The following is a 15,010-nucleotide window of genomic DNA, read 5'->3' as shown; positions in this document are numbered from 1 at the left end:
CTCCCATGGACATGAGCGCGGGCGACCGCAAGGGGCTCAGCCTCTTCGCCCTCATCATGATCGGCATCGGATCGATCTTCGGCTCCGGCTGGCTCTTCGGCGCCGGCGCCGCCGCCCAGGTGGCGGGGCCCGCGGCACTGGTCGCCTGGGTCATCGGCGCCGTCTTCATCGGCATGATCGCGATGTCCTACGCAGAGGTCGGCGCGGCCTACCCGATCCCCGGCGGCATGGCCCGCTACGGCCATCTCTCGCACGGCCCGGTCCTCGGCTTCCTGACCGGCTGGGCGGTGTGGATCGCAGTCGCCTCGCTGATCCCCATCGAGTCGATCGCCGCCACCCAGTACATGACGTCCTGGAGCTTCGGCTGGGCGCAGGGCCTGGTCGATCCGGCGACCCATCAGCTCACCCTCTCCGGCACGGTCACCGCGCTGGCCCTGACCGTGGCCCTCTGGCTGACCTGCTACTGGTCGGTCCAGTTGCTGGCCCGCGCCAACACCGTGCTCACCCTGGTGAAGTTCGCCATCCCGGTGCTCGCCGTGGCCGCGCTGGTCGCGTCCGGCTTCCACACCTCCAACTTCACCGCGCACGGCGGCTTCGCCCCGTACGGCTGGCCGGCCGTGCTCACCGCCGTCACGACCTGCGGCGTGGTCTTCGCCTTCAACGGCTTCCAGGCCGTCGTCAACCTCGGCGGCGCGGCCAGGAACCCCGGCCGGGCCATCCCGGTCGCCCTGGCCGGCGCGCTCGCGCTGGGCCTGGTGCTCTACCTGGCGCTGCAGGCCGCGTACCTGGGGGCGGTGCCGCCCGGGCAGCTGGCGCGGGCCGGCGGCTGGCAGGGCGTGGACCTCAACTCGCCGTTCGCCGACCTCGCCAAGCTGCTGATGCTGCACTGGGTGGTCACCATGCTCCAGTTCGGCGCCTTCATCTCGCCGGCCGGCTCCAACATCGCCAATGTCGCCTCGGCCGCGTACATGGTCACCAACCTCGCCGAGACCGGCTTCTTCCCCCGGAAGCTGGCGGCGGTGCACCCGCGGTACGGGACCGCGCGCCCCGCGATGTGGCTCAACCTCGGCTTCTCCGTCCTGCTGCTGCTGACCGTCGGACGCAGCTGGCAGGCGCTGGCCGGGGTGGTCTCGGCGGCCATGGTGATCTCGTACCTGATCGGCCCGATCGCGGTGGGCGTGCTGCGGCGGACCCGGCCCGGGCTGCCCCGGCCCTTCCGGCTGCCCGCCGCCGGGATCCTGTGCCCGGTCACCTTCGCGTTCGCGGCCTGCGCGCTGTACTGGTCGAAGTGGCCGGACACCGGGAAGGTCGCCCTGCTGACGCTGGTGTCGGTGCCGGTCGCGGTGCTGGTGCTGCGGCGCAAGGGTGCGGGCGCGACGGGCCGCGCGGCGTGGAACCAGCTGCCGGCGCAGCTCGCACCGGCCTGGTGGATGATCCTCTTCCTGATCTGGATGGCGACGCTGTCCGCGCTGGGCAGCCCCGATTTCGGCGGCCGCGGCCTCGTCCCCGGCGGCCTGGACATCGCCCTGGTCGCACTCACCGCCCCGGCCTTCTACTTCTGGGCCGTACGGGCCGGTGTGAAGGCGCACGAGGCGGGCCTGACCGGCGCGGAGCCCGCCACCGCGGCGGCTCCGGCACCCACTGTTACCCCCGACGACGGACGCCCGATGGCTTCCGTCTGAGGGCACCGCGCCGGGTCCGCGTTACGCTCGAAAACCGGCACGGAATCGAATACCTCCCCACAGCTTTTCGTCCGCTTTCCCCGCTCCACCGTCCACCACGAGCAGACAAGGGAGTCCGCCCCCGTGGCCATCTCCGTCTTCGACCTCTTCTCCATCGGCATCGGCCCCTCCAGCTCCCACACCGTCGGCCCGATGCGCGCCGCCCGGATGTTCGTCGGACGTCTCAAGAAGGACGGCCTGCTCGCCCAGACCACCGCCGTGCGCGCCGAGCTGTTCGGCTCGCTGGGCGCCACCGGCCACGGTCACGGCACGCCCAAGGCCGTGCTGCTGGGCCTGGAGGGCCACTCCCCGCGCACCGTCGACGTCGAAACCGCCGACGACGAGGTGGAGCGCATCCGCTCCACCGGCCGGCTGCGACTGCTCGGCGCCGAGATAGGCAGCGCCCACGAGGTCGCCTTCGACGAGGCCAGCCAGCTGATCCTGCACCGCCGCCGCGCCCTGCCGTACCACGCCAACGGCATGACCCTGGCCGCCTACGACGCCACCGGCGCGCCCCTGCTGGAGAAGACCTACTACTCGGTGGGCGGCGGCTTCGTCATCGACGAGGACGCCGTGGCCGGCGACAACCCGATCGTGCCCGACGACACCGTGCTGAAGTACCCCTTCCGCACCGGCGACGAGCTGCTGCGCCTGGCCCACGACACCGGCCTGTCCATCCCGGCCATGATGATGGAGAACGAGAAGGCATGGCGCACCGAGGACGAGATCCGCGCCGGGCTGCTGGAGATCTGGCAGGTCATGCAGTCCTGCGTGGCGCGGGGCATGTCGCGTGAGGGCATCCTGCCCGGTGGGCTGAAGGTCCGCCGCCGCGCGGCCGGCTCGGCCCGCAAGCTGCGCGCCGAGGGCGACCCGCAGGCCCTGGCGATGGAGTGGATCACCCTCTACGCGATGGCCGTCAACGAGGAGAACGCCGCCGGCGGCCGGGTGGTGACCGCTCCCACCAACGGCGCCGCCGGCATCATCCCCGCCGTGCTGCACTACTACGTCAACTTCGTCCCCGGCGCCGATGAGGACGGTGTGGTGCGCTTCCTGCTCGCCGCCGGCGCGATCGGCATGCTGTTCAAGGAGAACGCCTCGATCTCCGGTGCCGAGGTCGGCTGCCAGGGCGAGGTCGGCTCCGCCTGCTCCATGGCCGCCGGTGGCCTGGCCGAGGTGCTGGGCGGCTCCACCGAGCAGGTCGAGAACGCCGCCGAGATCGGCATGGAGCACAACCTCGGCCTGACCTGCGACCCCGTCGGCGGCCTGGTGCAGATCCCGTGCATCGAACGCAACGGCATGGCCGCCGTCAAGGCCGTCACCGCCGCCCGCATGGCGCTGCGCGGCGACGGCCGCCACCACGTCTCCCTCGACAAGGTCATCAAGACCATGAAGGAGACCGGCGCCGACATGAGCGTCAAGTACAAGGAGACCGCCCGCGGCGGACTGGCGGTCAACATCATCGAGTGCTGACGGGCTGCGGGCCGGCCCCGGGCGCGGGGCCGGCGGCGGGCCGCTATCTGCCGATCTCCCAGGCGCAGGGCGGGAGTTCGCGGGCCCGGGAGTAGATGTCCAGGGCCTGGCGCGCCGGGACGAAGGGGTGGACGCGGGCGCCTTCGAGGCCGGCCAGCAGGCGGGCGCAGTGCTGGACGCAGCCGGCGACCTCCCTGCCGTGGCGGTCGACGATGGTGGCGGCGTCGTGCGGGCCCTCGCAGGGCGTGGGGTCCTTGGCCGCCGCTGCGGGGCAGCGGCCGGTGCGGGCCGCCGTGGGCGGCCGGGCCTCCCCGGCGGCTACGGGGCGCGGGGTCGGGGCGTCGAGCGGCTGATTCATGGCGTGGTGTCCCCCGGTTGGTGCGGTGGTACGTGCCGTGGGCGCGGCTCCGGGTGGCGCGATTGCTGCGGTCCCCGGGGCCCAGGACAGTGCTGCTCGGTGCGGGAGGCGTCCATGCCGCCTTGGGAAAGACCTGGTCCGATCGTCAGCTATTCATGGGAATACGCGGCAAAAGGGGGCGTACGGCGCGCGAAGGGGCGCGTACGAAGGCATGCGCGGCGCTTACGCGGCCCTCACGCAGGTCCTGCGCCGCCCGATTCGGGCAGCCCGACCGCCGCGTACCGGTCCGGGAGGACGTACCGCTCCAGGAGCAGCGCGAGGCTGAGCACGGTACCGGCCAGCAGCCAGCCGCCCAGCACGTCGCCGGGCCAGTGGACGCCCAGCCAGACCCGGGTGAGCCCGACCGCGACGGCCCAGAGGGCGAGCACCGCGCACCAGGTACGGGCCGGGCCCCGGCCGGCGTACCGGGCGATGCCCCAGGCCAGCAGGCCGGCGGCGAGCGCGGAGGTGGTGGCGTGGCCGGAGGGGAAGGCGTAGCCGGAGGCGCGCCCGGCCCAGTCGGCGGTCGTCGGCCGCGGCCGGGCGAGCATTTCCATCAGGCCGTAGCGGACCGCCTGGTCGACGGCGAGGACGGCGACCGCGCAGGCGACCGCGCGCAGCCGTCCGCGCGCGCCCCGGCCGGCCAGCAGGCCCGCGAGGACGGCCATCAGGTACGGGACCGGGCCGGTTCCGGTGGCGGTCAGTGCGCCGGCCGTCGAGCGCAGCGGTTCCCCGCGGTGCGCCAGGGCCCAGCGGTGGACGGCCTCCTCGGGGGCGAGCGGGGCGCCGTGCCGCACCGCGACGGTGACGGCGACGGCGGTGAACAGCGTGGCGCAGAGCGCGGCGAGCGCGAGGAGCGGCCGGGTACCGGGGCGCCGCGGCCGCGGCACCGGTCCGGTGCCCCGCTCCGGTCCGGTCTCCGCGTCCCGTCCGGGCCCGGTCACCGCGCGGCCACCAGGGGGCGCAGCCGGGTGGCGCCGATCCGGTCGACCACGGGCGACGCGCGGCCGGCCAGGGGGGTGAGCCACCAGGCGACGAGGGTGCCGACGAGCAGGCCGACGACGGCGTCGTGCGGGTAGTGCGCGCCGATCCAGACGCGGGAGGCCGCCATCAGGAGCGCGGCCGGTACGGCGATCCGGCCGAGCCGCCGGTCGCACAGGAAGAGGGCGACCGCGGCGGCCGCCGCGATGGCGGAGTGGTTGCTGGGGAAGGACCAGTCCCCGAGGCCGGGGCAGACCTCGACCGTGACGGTGTGCAGCGTGCGGCAGGGCCGCTGCTCGTCGAAGACGCTCTTGAACACGTCGTTGAGCAGGAAGGCGACGACCACGACGGCGGGGGCGGCCAGCGCCCGCGCCACGGCGCCCGCCCCGCCGCGCCGCGCCCGCCACCAGGCGATCAGCATGAGCACCGCGAAGAGGGCGAGCCCGTAGTCGCTGAAGTAAGTGATGACGGTGTTCAGGCCGTGCGGGGCGTGCCGGGCGAGGTGGGTGATCCCGACGTAGGCGCCGCCGTCGATCGAGGCTCCGCCGAAGGCGAGGTGGTTCACGGGTGCTCCTTGGCGGCGTGCAGTGGGTGCGGTGGTGCGGCGGGGCCGGTCAGGTGCCGGGCGGCGGGGTCGGGGCGTCGCCGGGGGCCGCGGCCGGGCGGCGGCGGGCGCGCAGCACTTCGAGGGCGATCGGGGACAGCGAGACCAGCACCACGAGGGCGACGATCGGCAGCAGATAGCGGTCGACGTTCGGTACGGATGCGCCCAGGCCGTATCCGGCGAGGGTGAGGCCGAGCGTCCAAACCAGACCGCCGGTGACCTGCCAGAGGGTGAAGGTACGGGCCGGCACGTTGAGGGTGCCGGCCAGCGGGTTGAGGACGGTGCGCACGACGGGGACGAAGCGGGCCAGGACGATGGCCTTGGCGTGGCCGTAGCGGGTCAGGTACTCCTCGGCGCGGGCGGCGCCCTCGCGGAGCTTGCGGGCACGGCTGCGGGCGAGCAGGCTGCGGCCGCCGCGCCGGCCGATCCAGTAGCCGGTCTGGGAGCCGGCGAGTGTTCCGACCGCGGCGGCGAGGAGCACCTGCGGCAGGGCGAGGTGGGCGGCGCCGCCGGCACCCGGGACGCACAGCAGCCCGGCGGTGAAGAGCAGGGAGTCGCCGGGCAGGAAGAAGCCGACGAGCAGCCCGGTCTCGGCGAAGAGGACGACGGCGACGCCCAGGGCACCGAAGGTCGCGAGCAGCGAGCCGGCGTCGAGCACGTCGACGGCCTGGATCGTGCCCGGCACGCCTCCCGTCACCTGCGCGAATGCGGCGGCTACGGCCATGTCGGTGGCCCCTCCCATAATGGGTTGCGGGCCTGCCGGGCGGCCGGCCCGACCGACTACAGTCACGTAGACGGTCTACGGAACTGTAGACGACGATCAGCTGAAGGGCGTTCCATGTCGCAGACCCCACCCGCGCGGCGACGCCCCGCCGGCGAGCTGGAGGCGAGCGTGCTCGCCGCGCTCTGGACGGCCGGGGTGCCGCTGAGCCCGGCCGAGGTGCAGGGCGCCCTCGGGGGCCGGCTGGCCCGTACGACCGTCACCACGATCCTCACCCGGCTGCACGACAAGGGCGTGGTCTCCCGCTCCAGAGCCGGCCGGGGCTTCGCCTACTCACCGATACAGGACTCCGCGGGGCTGACCGCCCGGCGGATGCGCAGCGAACTCGACAAGCAGGACGACCGCGGCACCGCGCTGGCCCGCTTCGTCTCGCAGCTGACCGACGAGGACGAGCAGCTGCTGCGCACCCTCCTGGAGGGCGCGGGCGCCGACCCGACGCCGGACGCCGGCCCGCGGACCGGACCCGGGGCCGCCCCGTGATCTTCGCCGTTTGGATCCCGCTGCTGATGCCGCTGCTCGCGGTGCCGGCCGCCCGCCGGCTGGCCGAGTCGCTGCCGCCGCGCCCCGCGGCCTGGCTGCTGACCGGCTGCGCCGCCCTGCTGGCCGGCTGCACGACCGCCGCGCTCGGCCTGCTGGCCACCGCCGGCGCGCTGCGGCTGCCGCCGGTCGCCGCGCTGGAACACCTCTCGCTGCCGCTGCTCGGCGACGATCCGGCCGTGTCGGTCCCGGCCGCGTGGGTGGCCGTCGGGCTGCTCTCCGCCTGCGCGTGCGCGGTGGCGTACCGCACCGCCCGGCACCGCGGCGAGCTGCGGGCCGCCCGCCGCGGCACCGCCGCGCACCCGGTCTCCGGCGACCTGTGCGTGCTCCCCGATGCCGCGCCCGACGCCTACGCCCTGCCGGGAGGGCCGGGACGGCCAGGACGGGTGGTGGTCACGGCCGGCATGCTGCGCGCGCTGTCGCCGGCCGAGCGGGAGGCGCTGTTCGCCCATGAGCGGGCCCACCTCGCGGGGCGGCACCACCTCTTCCTGCTCACGGTCGCGCTGGCCGCCGCCTGCCACCCCCTGCTGCGCTCGCTGCGCGCCCCGCTGGCCTTCGCGCTGGAGCGCTGGGCCGACGAGTCGGCGGCGTCCCGGGTCGGCGACCGCCGGCTGACCGCCCGCGCCATCGGCCGCGCCGCGCTGGCCGCCCGCCCGGACGCCCCCGCGCCGTACCGTCCCCGCACCGTCCTGGCCGCGACCGCCGGCCCGGTGCCGCGCCGGGTCGCGGCCCTGCTCACCCCCGCCCCCGAGCCGCACACCCCCGCCCTGCGCACCGGCTTCCGCGGCCGCCGGCTGATCGCCGCGGCCCTGCTCACCTGCGTCACCTTCTCCGCGGCCTCCGCCCTGGACGCCGCCGCCGACCTGCACCAGACCGTCGAGGTCGCCCAGGGAGAGACGACCGGGCACTGAGAGCGGGCCGGCCGGGAGGCCCGCTGGGCCGTGGAGAGGGGTCAGGACCCTGACGAGGAATCCAACCCGTGGCAGGCGCTGACCATGTCCATGCCGCTGGAGGCGCGTTCGTACAGCACTTTGCTGAAGCCCCGCTCGTCGCCGGAGCGGTGGGCGTCGAGGGCCTTGGTGGCGCCTGCCAGGTCCTTTTGCAGCCCCGCTTTGACCGCCGGTTTCGTCGCCTTGGCGAGGTTGGCCCGGTCCAGGTCCTGGATCTCCCGGAGCAGGTCCTCGATCGGTGCCTTGCCGTTGCCGTAGCGGTCGGACGTGACGATCCGGTCCCACTTCTTGACGGTCTCGGACCAGTTCTCGCAACCGGCCTCGGTGGTGAGGCCGCCGCTGCCGCCGGACGAGGATCCCGACGCGTCACCCGCTCCGGCCCGGTCCGGGGCCGAGGAGCTCGGCGGGGTGCTCGCGCCGGTGTCGGCGGCGTCGCCGTCGCCGCTCGCCGTGAGGGCGATGATCCCCCCGATGACGGCCGCGACGACGACAGCGGCGCCCGCGACGACGAGCGCGCGAGGGCGGCGCGGGCTCGGCTCCGGCGGCGGGGGGAGCGGGAGGGTGGGAGCCGCCGGGGGAACGGGGCGCGTGGGCGCTTCGGAGGCCGCCGGAGAAATCGGGGGCTCCTGGATCCCCTGGACCTCTTGAACCTCCTGGACCTCCTGGATCCCTTGGACCTCTTGGACCTCCTGGACCTCCTGGGCCTCCGCGGCCCCTCCGGGATCCGCCGCCTTGACCGGCTCCGCTGGGCCCCCGGGGCGCTCCCGGGGCGACGGGGCCCCGTCGATCACGGCCCGGGCCTGCGCGACGGTTGGCCGGTTGGCGGGGTCCTTGTCCAGCAGCCAGGTGATCAACGGGCCCAGGCGGCCCGCGCGTTGAGGGGCGGGCGCCTGTCCGAGTACCACGGCGGACAGGGTCTCCGTGGGGGTGTCGCGGTGGAACGGGGACACCCCCTCCAGCGCCTGGTACAGCGTCACGCCCAGGGAGTACAGGTCTCCCGCGCCACCGGAGTCGACACCGTCGAACCGCTCCGGCGCCATGTATTCCAGCGAGCCGATCAGCCCTCCGGTCGTGGTGACGGCCGTATCACCCTTGTGGACAGCGATGCCGAAGTCGGCGAGCAGGGCCCGGCCGTCGCGGGTGAGCATCACATTGGTGGGCTTCACGTCCCGGTGGACGATTCCCGCCTGGTGTGCGGCTCCGAGACCTTCCAGCAGTTCGCCGGCGATCCGCGCGACGTCCGCCACCGGCATCGGGCCGTTCTCGGCGAGCCTGTCGGCCAGGTTGGCGCCTTCGACGAGTTCCATGACGATCCACGGCGCCCCGTCCTCGATGACCACATCGTGGACGGCGACGACACAGGGGTGGGAGCGCAGCTTGGCGGCGTTGCGGGCCTCCCGCTCCGCTCGTACCAGTCGTTGCGCGTGCTCCGTCTCGGATGTCGCCGGGGGGAGCCAGACCTCTTTGACGGCGACGTCGACATCCAGGGTCCGGTCATGAGCCCTCCAGACACGGCCGAACCCTCCGCCGCCCAGGGCCTCCTCCAGGCGGTAGCGCCCACCGACCAAGCGGCCCGGTCGTGTCTGCTCGGACACTGCTCCCCCTATGTGTCTGCGATCTGCTTCAACTGCCGTTGTTCACAGGCGAATCGGCTTCAGGGGACCACCCGTTCCCGGGTGAACCCGGACGCCCCTCCCACCCCGCGGGCGCACGCATCACTATGACGTACGGCACTCGCTCTCGGGGGCGGACCGGCGGAAGACGACCGCGGCGTGGAGGTGGCAGGCAGGCAAGGGACATGCCCGTCCCGCAGCCTTCCGCGACACGCTTCAGGCCCCGCCCCGGCTTCCCGCGTCCTCGTTCCTTCCGGTGCGCCGGCCCCGGCCCACCGTGAAGCCCAGGGTGGCGCCGCCGCCCGGCCGGTGGGTGGCGAACGCGTGGCCGCCGTGGGCGGTGGCGATCTCGCGGACGATGGCGAGGCCGAGCCCGGAGCCGGGGAGGCCGCGGGCGGCCGGCGCGCGGTAGAAGCGGTCGAAGACCCGGGTGAGGTCGGCCTCGGCGATGCCCGGGCCGCGGTCGAGGACCTCGATGCGGGCCCCGGTGACGAGGACCTCGATCGGCTCGGTGCCGCCCGCGTCGAATTTGGCGGCGTTCTCCAGCAGATTGGTCAGCGCCCGGCTCAGCGCGGCGGGCCGGCCCTCGACGACGGCCGGCCGGACGGTCCGTACCGCGATCTCCCGGCCGGTGCGGCGGCGGGCCGAGGCCGCCGCCTTCTCCGCGACGTCGGCCAGGTTCACGTCGGACAGCGGGTCGTCGTCGCCCTGGCCCGCCGCCAGATCGACCAGCTCGTTGACCAGGTCGCTGAGCTCCCGGGCCTCCCCCGCCAGGTCGGCGAGCAGTTCCTCGCGGGCGTCCGACGGCAGCTCGTCGAACCGCTTGAGCAGCGAGATGTTCGTCCGGAGCGAGGTCAGCGGGGTGCGCAGTTCGTGCCCGGCGTCCTGGACGAGGCGCTGCTGGTCCTGGACGGCGCTGGCCAGCCGCCCGAGCATGTCGTCGAAGGCCCGGCCCAGCCGGGCGACCTCGTCGCGGCCCGCCACCGGGACCGGTACGTCCAGCCGCCCGTGCTCCGCCACGCTCTCGGCGACCGAGGTCAGCCGCACCAGCCGGCCGGTGATCCGGCGTGCCAGCCACCAGCCGCCCGCGCCGGCCAGCGCGATGACCGCGGCCGCCAGCAGTGCGGTGCGCTGCTGGAGCGCGGAGAGCAGGTCCTCGGTCTCGCTGAACTTCTGGGCCACCTGCACCGCGCCCCGGCCACCGCCGAGCGCCACGGTCGCGACGTGGTACTCCTCGTCGCCGATGTCCGCCTCGCGCTGTGCGTACCGGCCGGGCTGCCGGTCCGAGGCGATCCGGCGCTCCTGGGACCCGACGGGGAGGGCCGGCCGCCCCAGTTCCACGACCCGGCCGCCGGCCCCCAGGACCTGCACGTCCGTACGGGTGGGCCGGGTCAGGTCGTCGCGCGGCCCGTCGTGATCGGGGTCGGAGGTCGCGTAGTCGGCGGGCTGGAACGGCTTCTCCTGGACCTGGGCCCGCAGATCCCGTACGACCTCGGAGAACACCGACTTCTCGTCCACCCGCACCAGCCGCGCCGCCGCGTCGTAGCTCAGGAACCCGACGAGCACGGTCACCCCCGCCGCGCCCACGGCGAACGCCACCGCGAAGGCGGTCCGCAGACTGGCGGGCCTGCGGGTGCGCAGCCAGGCGTCCCGGCCGCCCCGCCGCCAGGACGCCGCCCAGGAGCGCAGCCGGGCGCGCAGCCGGCCCGGCCGCCGGGCGGCGGGCGCGGTCCCGTCCTCCTCGGTACGGCGGCGCGGCGGGCGCATCTCAGTCCTCCCGCAGGACGTAGCCGACGCCCCGCACGGTGTGGATCAGCGGGCGGCTGCCCGGGACGTCGACCTTGCGGCGCAGATAGCCGACGTACACCGCGAGGTTCTTGGAGCCGGGCCCGAAGTCGTAGCCCCAGATCCGGTCGTAGATCGTCGAGTGGTCCAGGACGATCCCGGCGTTGCGGGCCAGCAGCTCCAGCAGCTCGAACTCGGTCCGGGTCAGCTCCAGCTCGCGGTCACCGCGCCAGGCCCGGCGCGAGGGGCCGTCGATCCGCAGGTCGGCCGCCTCCACGACACCGCTGTCGGCCGCCCGGGCGGCGGACGCCTCGCCCGGCTCCCCCGCCTCGCCGGCGGTCTCCGTGCCGGTGCCGGCCGTGGCGCCGTCCCCCGCCGTCGTGCGCCGCAGCAGCGCCCGCAGCCGGGCGAAGACCTCCTCGACCTCGAACGGCTTGACCACGTAGTCGTCGGCGCCGGCGTCCAGGCCGGCGATCCGGTCGGCCGTCTCGACCCGGGCGGTCAGCATCAGGATCGGGGTGCGGTCCTGCTCGGCCCGCAGCACCTGGCACACCTGGAGCCCGTCGATGCCGGGCATCATCACGTCCAGCAGGATCACGTCCGGCCGCTCGCGGTGGGCGGCGGCCAGCGCCTGGATCCCGTCCGCGACGGCGGTGACCCGGTACCCCTCCAGGGTCAGGGCGCGCTCCAGCGCGGTGCGGATGGGGCGGTCGTCCTCGGCGAGCAGTACGGAATGCGTCACCCGGCAAGTCTGCCAAGGTCACCGGGGTGCGGCGGCCGGCGGCCGGACCGGCGGCGGCTTTCTTACCCGGCTCTCACCCGTGCTTCTTACCGCGCTCTCACCCCCGCCACGCCCTCGGCTTACCCCTTGACGACACGGTGGCCCCCGTGCCGGACGGGCCGGTCGCGGCGGCCCGGTGCCGCGGCGGGGGCCCTCACCGGTCGGAACGACCGGTCACACCTCGGGAAGAACACGACACCGCATGAAGATCACTCTGCTGCTGCACAACGCCTACGCCATCGGCGGCACCATCCGCACCACCTTCAACCTCGCCGCCGCGCTGGCCGACCGGCACGACGTCGAGGTCGTCTCGATGATGCGGCACCGCGAGGTCCCGCGGTTCACGCTGGACCCCCGGGTGCGGCTGGTACCGCTGGTGGACACGCGGGTGGGCAGCGCGGACATGGCCGATCCGCTCTTCGCCGAGCCCGCGCAGGACTTCCCGCTGACCGAGAAGCGGCACCACCAGTACAGCCGGCTGATCGACCTGCGCGCGGCGGAGTTCCTGCGCGGCACGGACGCGGACGTGCTGATCGGCACCCGCCCCGGCATCAACGTCTACCTGGCCCGCTTCGGCCCCCGCCGGGCGCTGCGGATCGCCCAGGAGCACCTGCGTCACGACGCGCACAGCAAGGCGCTGCGCCGTGAACTCGCCCACCACTACCGGACGCTGGACGCCCTGGTCACCACGACCGAGGCGGACGCCGCCGTCTACCGGGCGCGGATGCGGCTGCCGGGCGTACCGGTCCTGGCGGTGCCGAACATCGTGCCCGCCCCGGCCGGGCCGCTGTCCCCGGGCACCTCGAAGGTGATCGCCGCGGCTGGCCGGCTGGTCCGCGGCAAGCGCTTCGACCTGCTGATCGAGGCGTTCTCCGCGGTCGCCGCCAAGCACCCCGACTGGCGGCTGCGGATACACGGCGGCGGCGCCGAGCGGGCGCAGCTCCAGGGGCTGATCGACGGCCTCGGGCTGGCCGAGCAGGCCGAACTGACCGGGCCGCGCTCGCCCATCGAGGCCGAGTTCGCCAAGGCGTCGATCGTGGCGTCGGCCTCGGACGCCGAGTCGTTCGGCATGACGCTCGTCGAGGCCATGCGCTGCGGGGTGCCCGTCGTGAGCACCAACTGCCCCTTGGGGCCCGCCGAAATCATCGACCACGGCAGCAACGGGCTGCTGGTCCCGCCCGGCGACGGGCAGGCACTGGCCGCCGGGCTGCTCGAACTCATCGAGACGCCCGAGCGCCGCCGGGAGATGGCCGAGGCCGCGCTGGAGAGTTCGGCCCGCTACGCCCCGGAGCCGATCGCCGAGCGCTACCAACTCCTGTTCGACGAGCTGCACTCGACGCGCGTCCCCCGCGCCTGGCGGCGCGCCGTGGGACGGGCCCGCAACCGCGCGCGCCGGCTGCTGCGGCAGGCCCGGCGGCGCTGACCCCCGAGCCCGGCCGCCCGCGCCCGGCCGGACGGCCGGGCGCACCCCTGCACGGCGGGGCCGGTCCGGTCGGCGGGACCGGCCCCGCACTCACGCCCGCGCACATCCGCCCCGTTCCGTCCCCTCCCGTGAGCCGCAATATGCCGGTACGGCAAGGAACTTCCCGGCAACTCTCTGGCGTCTTCGCCGAGGAACATGCTGAACTGCTGGAACGAACCGGCACACCTACGCATCGCAACGGGACAGACAAACGCACGGAGCGCACGGAACACACCACGGCAAAGAGCGCGGGCCCGCACGGATCACGAGCCCGTACGTAAATGAGGACACCGCCGGAAAGCCGGCAACACCGTGGGCGGTTCGCGCAGTTGGCGCTTCGCATCCGCAGGTCCGATCGACAGGAGGCCGTTCATGCTGCACGGTGTCGATGTCAGCGCCTACAACACCTCGTATTCCGCCGAAGGGCTGGACTTCGTTTTCGTCAAGGCGACCGAAGGCCGTTCCTACATCAATCCCCACCAGAACACGCAGGCGGCAAAGGCCCGTAAAGCAGGATGTGTGGTCGGTTTCTACCACTTTCTGTGGCCCGGGAATATCGCCGCCCAGGCGCGGTATTTCGTCGAGAAGTGCGCCTCGGTGCACGGCGACATCCTGGCCTGCGACTGGGAGCGCACCGGCGAGGGGACGTGTGCCAGCGATGCGCAGAAGGACCAGTTCCTGCACGCGGTGAAGAACCTGCGTCCCACGCACCGCGTGCTGCTCTACTGCAACCGCGATTTCTGGCTCAACCACGACACCACGTCCTACGCGGCCGACGGCCTGTGGATCGCCGACTACGTCACCGCGGGACATCCGCGGATCAAGGCGAAATGGCGCATCCACCAGTACACCGACCGGCCCCTGGACAAGGACGTCGCGGACTTCTCCAGCAAGGCCGCCCTGAAGAAGTGGGCGCACCCGGCATAAGGTTTCCTACCGGTACGCGGATCCACGTCACCGCGCGTACGCACGGGCCACACCCTGCGTAGGCGTACGGCACATCGGGTGACCGCGGCCGCGCCAGAACCCTGTCAGATGCCGCACCGTGCCCGTACGGTGCGGCACGCGAGAACCAGAGGAGCAGCCGTGAGCGACCCGGCGTCCAAGACCCTGCAGCAGGAGATCGCCCGGGATCTCCAGGTGACCGCGTCCTTCGACGCCGAGCAGGAGATCGAGCGCCGGGTGACCTTCCTCACGGAGCGGCTGACCTCCACCGGCCTGCGCTCGCTGGTGCTGGGGATCAGCGGCGGCGTCGACTCCACGACCACCGGCCGGCTCTGCCAGCTCGCCGTGGAGCGGGCCCGGGCGGCCGGCCACGAGGCGACGTTCTACGCGATGCGGCTGCCGTACGGCGTGCAGGCGGACGAGAAGGACGCCCAGCGGGCGCTGGAGTTCATCCGCGCCGACCGCGAGCTGACCGTCGACATCCGCCCGGCGAGCGACGCGGCGCTGCAGGCCACGCTGGACGGCGGCCTCACCTTCCGCGACGCGCGGCACCAGGACTTCGTCCAGGGCAACATCAAGGCCCGGCAGCGCATGATCGCGCAGTACGCGGTCGCCGGCGCCCAGGACGGTCTGGTCGTGGGCACCGACCACGCCGCCGAGGCGGTCTCCGGCTTCTTCACCAAGTTCGGTGACGGCGCGGCCGACGTGGTGCCGCTCACCGGGCTGACCAAGCGCCGGGTGCGCGCGGTGGCGGCGGCGCTGGGCGCCCCGCGCGAGCTGGTGACCAAGGTGCCGACCGCCGACCTGGAGACGCTCGACCCGGGCAAGCCCGACGAGGACGCGCTCGGCGTGACCTACGACCAGATCGACGACTTCCTGGAGGGCAAGCCGGTCGACGCCGCCGCCGTCGAGTCGATCGTCCGCCGCTACCGCCTCACCGCCCACAAGCGGGAGCTGCCGATCGCGCCGTGACGCCGGGCGGG

The 15,010-nt window shown here is 74.0% G+C and carries 14 protein-coding genes; 7 read left to right on the top strand and 7 right to left on the bottom strand.

Translation table 11 applies throughout. The annotated features are described in order from the left end of the window. Nucleotides 1-5: 5 nt before the first annotated feature. Together OO62_RS09330 and OO62_RS09325 are read left to right on the top strand one after the other, a co-directional pair. Nucleotides 6-1,682 carry an APC family permease gene (locus OO62_RS09330; RefSeq protein WP_051732920.1) on the top strand — a complete coding sequence of 559 codons (1,677 nt, stop codon included), beginning with the start codon at nt 6-8 and terminating at the stop codon, nt 1,680-1,682. Nucleotides 1,683-1,805: 123 nt separating this feature from the next. Then, a complete protein-coding gene (locus OO62_RS09325) occupies nt 1,806-3,191 on the top strand; it encodes an L-serine ammonia-lyase (RefSeq protein ID WP_033266799.1) in 1,386 nt (461 codons plus the stop codon). 43 nt (nt 3,192-3,234) lie between these two features. Here the strand turns inward: OO62_RS09325 and OO62_RS09320 are convergent, their stop codons facing one another. The 4 genes from OO62_RS09320 to OO62_RS09305 all read right to left on the bottom strand — a co-directional run bounded on the left by OO62_RS09320 (nt 3,235) and on the right by OO62_RS09305 (nt 5,897). Further along, nucleotides 3,235-3,549, bottom strand: coding sequence for a hypothetical protein (locus OO62_RS09320; RefSeq protein WP_033266798.1), 315 nt, complete (start codon nt 3,547-3,549; stop codon nt 3,235-3,237). Nucleotides 3,550-3,782: 233 nt separating this feature from the next. Beyond that, nucleotides 3,783-4,532: a phosphatase PAP2 family protein gene (locus OO62_RS09315; RefSeq protein ID WP_078617083.1), complete on the bottom strand. Its 750-nt coding sequence runs from the start codon at nt 4,530-4,532 to the stop codon at nt 3,783-3,785. Then, on the bottom strand, nt 4,529-5,134 hold the full coding sequence (locus OO62_RS09310; protein ID WP_033266797.1) for a phosphatase PAP2 family protein: 606 nt from the start codon (nt 5,132-5,134) through the stop codon (nt 4,529-4,531). The genes OO62_RS09315 and OO62_RS09310 overlap by 4 nt, the downstream gene beginning before the upstream one ends. A 49-nt stretch (nt 5,135-5,183) precedes the next feature. Then, nucleotides 5,184-5,897, bottom strand: a complete 714-nt coding sequence (locus OO62_RS09305) for a DedA family protein (protein WP_051732918.1) — start codon at nt 5,895-5,897, stop codon at nt 5,184-5,186. A gap of 114 nt (nt 5,898-6,011) precedes the next feature. On the opposite strand from OO62_RS09305, the gene OO62_RS09300 reads away from it, so the two are divergent. Beyond that, complete coding sequence (locus OO62_RS09300) at nt 6,012-6,434, top strand: BlaI/MecI/CopY family transcriptional regulator (protein ID WP_033266796.1); 423 nt, start codon at nt 6,012-6,014, stop codon at nt 6,432-6,434. Continuing rightward, nucleotides 6,431-7,402, top strand: a complete 972-nt coding sequence (locus OO62_RS09295; RefSeq protein WP_033266795.1) for a M56 family metallopeptidase — start codon at nt 6,431-6,433, stop codon at nt 7,400-7,402. The genes OO62_RS09300 and OO62_RS09295 overlap by 4 nt, the downstream gene beginning before the upstream one ends. A gap of 41 nt (nt 7,403-7,443) precedes the next feature. Here OO62_RS09295 and OO62_RS39915 read toward each other — a convergent pair whose 3' ends face one another. The 3 genes from OO62_RS39915 to OO62_RS09280 form a co-directional block, all read right to left on the bottom strand. Beyond that, nucleotides 7,444-9,036: a serine/threonine-protein kinase gene (locus OO62_RS39915; protein ID WP_106974830.1), complete on the bottom strand. Its 1,593-nt coding sequence runs from the start codon at nt 9,034-9,036 to the stop codon at nt 7,444-7,446. Nucleotides 9,037-9,270: 234 nt separating this feature from the next. Beyond that, nucleotides 9,271-10,821, bottom strand: a complete 1,551-nt coding sequence (locus OO62_RS09285; protein WP_033266794.1) for a sensor histidine kinase — start codon at nt 10,819-10,821, stop codon at nt 9,271-9,273. 1 nt (nt 10,822) lies between these two features. After that, a complete protein-coding gene (locus OO62_RS09280) occupies nt 10,823-11,581 on the bottom strand; it encodes a response regulator transcription factor (protein WP_033266793.1) in 759 nt (252 codons plus the stop codon). Between the two features lie 241 nt (nt 11,582-11,822). Between OO62_RS09280 and OO62_RS09275 the strand changes: the two genes are divergently transcribed. The 3 genes from OO62_RS09275 (at nt 11,823) to nadE (ending at nt 14,999) form a co-directional block, all read left to right on the top strand. Then, the gene (locus tag OO62_RS09275; protein WP_033266792.1) at nt 11,823-13,043 is read left to right on the top strand and encodes a glycosyltransferase family 4 protein; all 1,221 of its coding nucleotides are present in this window, start codon (nt 11,823-11,825) and stop codon (nt 13,041-13,043) included. 411 nt (nt 13,044-13,454) lie between these two features. Continuing rightward, nucleotides 13,455-14,009 carry a GH25 family lysozyme gene (locus OO62_RS09270; protein ID WP_033266791.1) on the top strand — a complete coding sequence of 185 codons (555 nt, stop codon included), beginning with the start codon at nt 13,455-13,457 and terminating at the stop codon, nt 14,007-14,009. A gap of 159 nt (nt 14,010-14,168) precedes the next feature. Next, nucleotides 14,169-14,999 (top strand): ammonia-dependent NAD(+) synthetase, encoded by an 831-nt coding sequence (gene nadE / locus OO62_RS09265; protein WP_033266790.1) that lies wholly within the window; start codon nt 14,169-14,171, stop codon nt 14,997-14,999. Nucleotides 15,000-15,010: the final 11 nt, after the last annotated feature.

The sequence above is a fragment of the Streptomyces lydicus genome (assembly GCF_000717345.1).
GTDB classification, from domain to species: domain Bacteria; phylum Actinomycetota; class Actinomycetes; order Streptomycetales; family Streptomycetaceae; genus Streptomyces; species Streptomyces lydicus.
This window is presented reverse-complemented; position numbering and strand designations above follow the sequence as displayed.

Coding starts and splice junctions, on each gene's coding strand:
- OO62_RS09330 (WP_051732920.1), top strand. CDS start 6: ATGGACATGAGCGCGGGCGACCGCAAGGGGCTCAGCCTCTTCGCCCTC.
- OO62_RS09320 (WP_033266798.1), bottom strand. CDS start 3,549: ATGAATCAGCCGCTCGACGCCCCGACCCCGCGCCCCGTAGCCGCCGGG.
- OO62_RS09305 (WP_051732918.1), bottom strand. CDS start 5,897: ATGGCCGTAGCCGCCGCATTCGCGCAGGTGACGGGAGGCGTGCCGGGC.
- OO62_RS09300 (WP_033266796.1), top strand. CDS start 6,012: ATGTCGCAGACCCCACCCGCGCGGCGACGCCCCGCCGGCGAGCTGGAG.
- OO62_RS09285 (WP_033266794.1), bottom strand. CDS start 10,821: ATGCGCCCGCCGCGCCGCCGTACCGAGGAGGACGGGACCGCGCCCGCC.
- OO62_RS09275 (WP_033266792.1), top strand. CDS start 11,823: ATGAAGATCACTCTGCTGCTGCACAACGCCTACGCCATCGGCGGCACC.
- OO62_RS09270 (WP_033266791.1), top strand. CDS start 13,455: ATGCTGCACGGTGTCGATGTCAGCGCCTACAACACCTCGTATTCCGCC.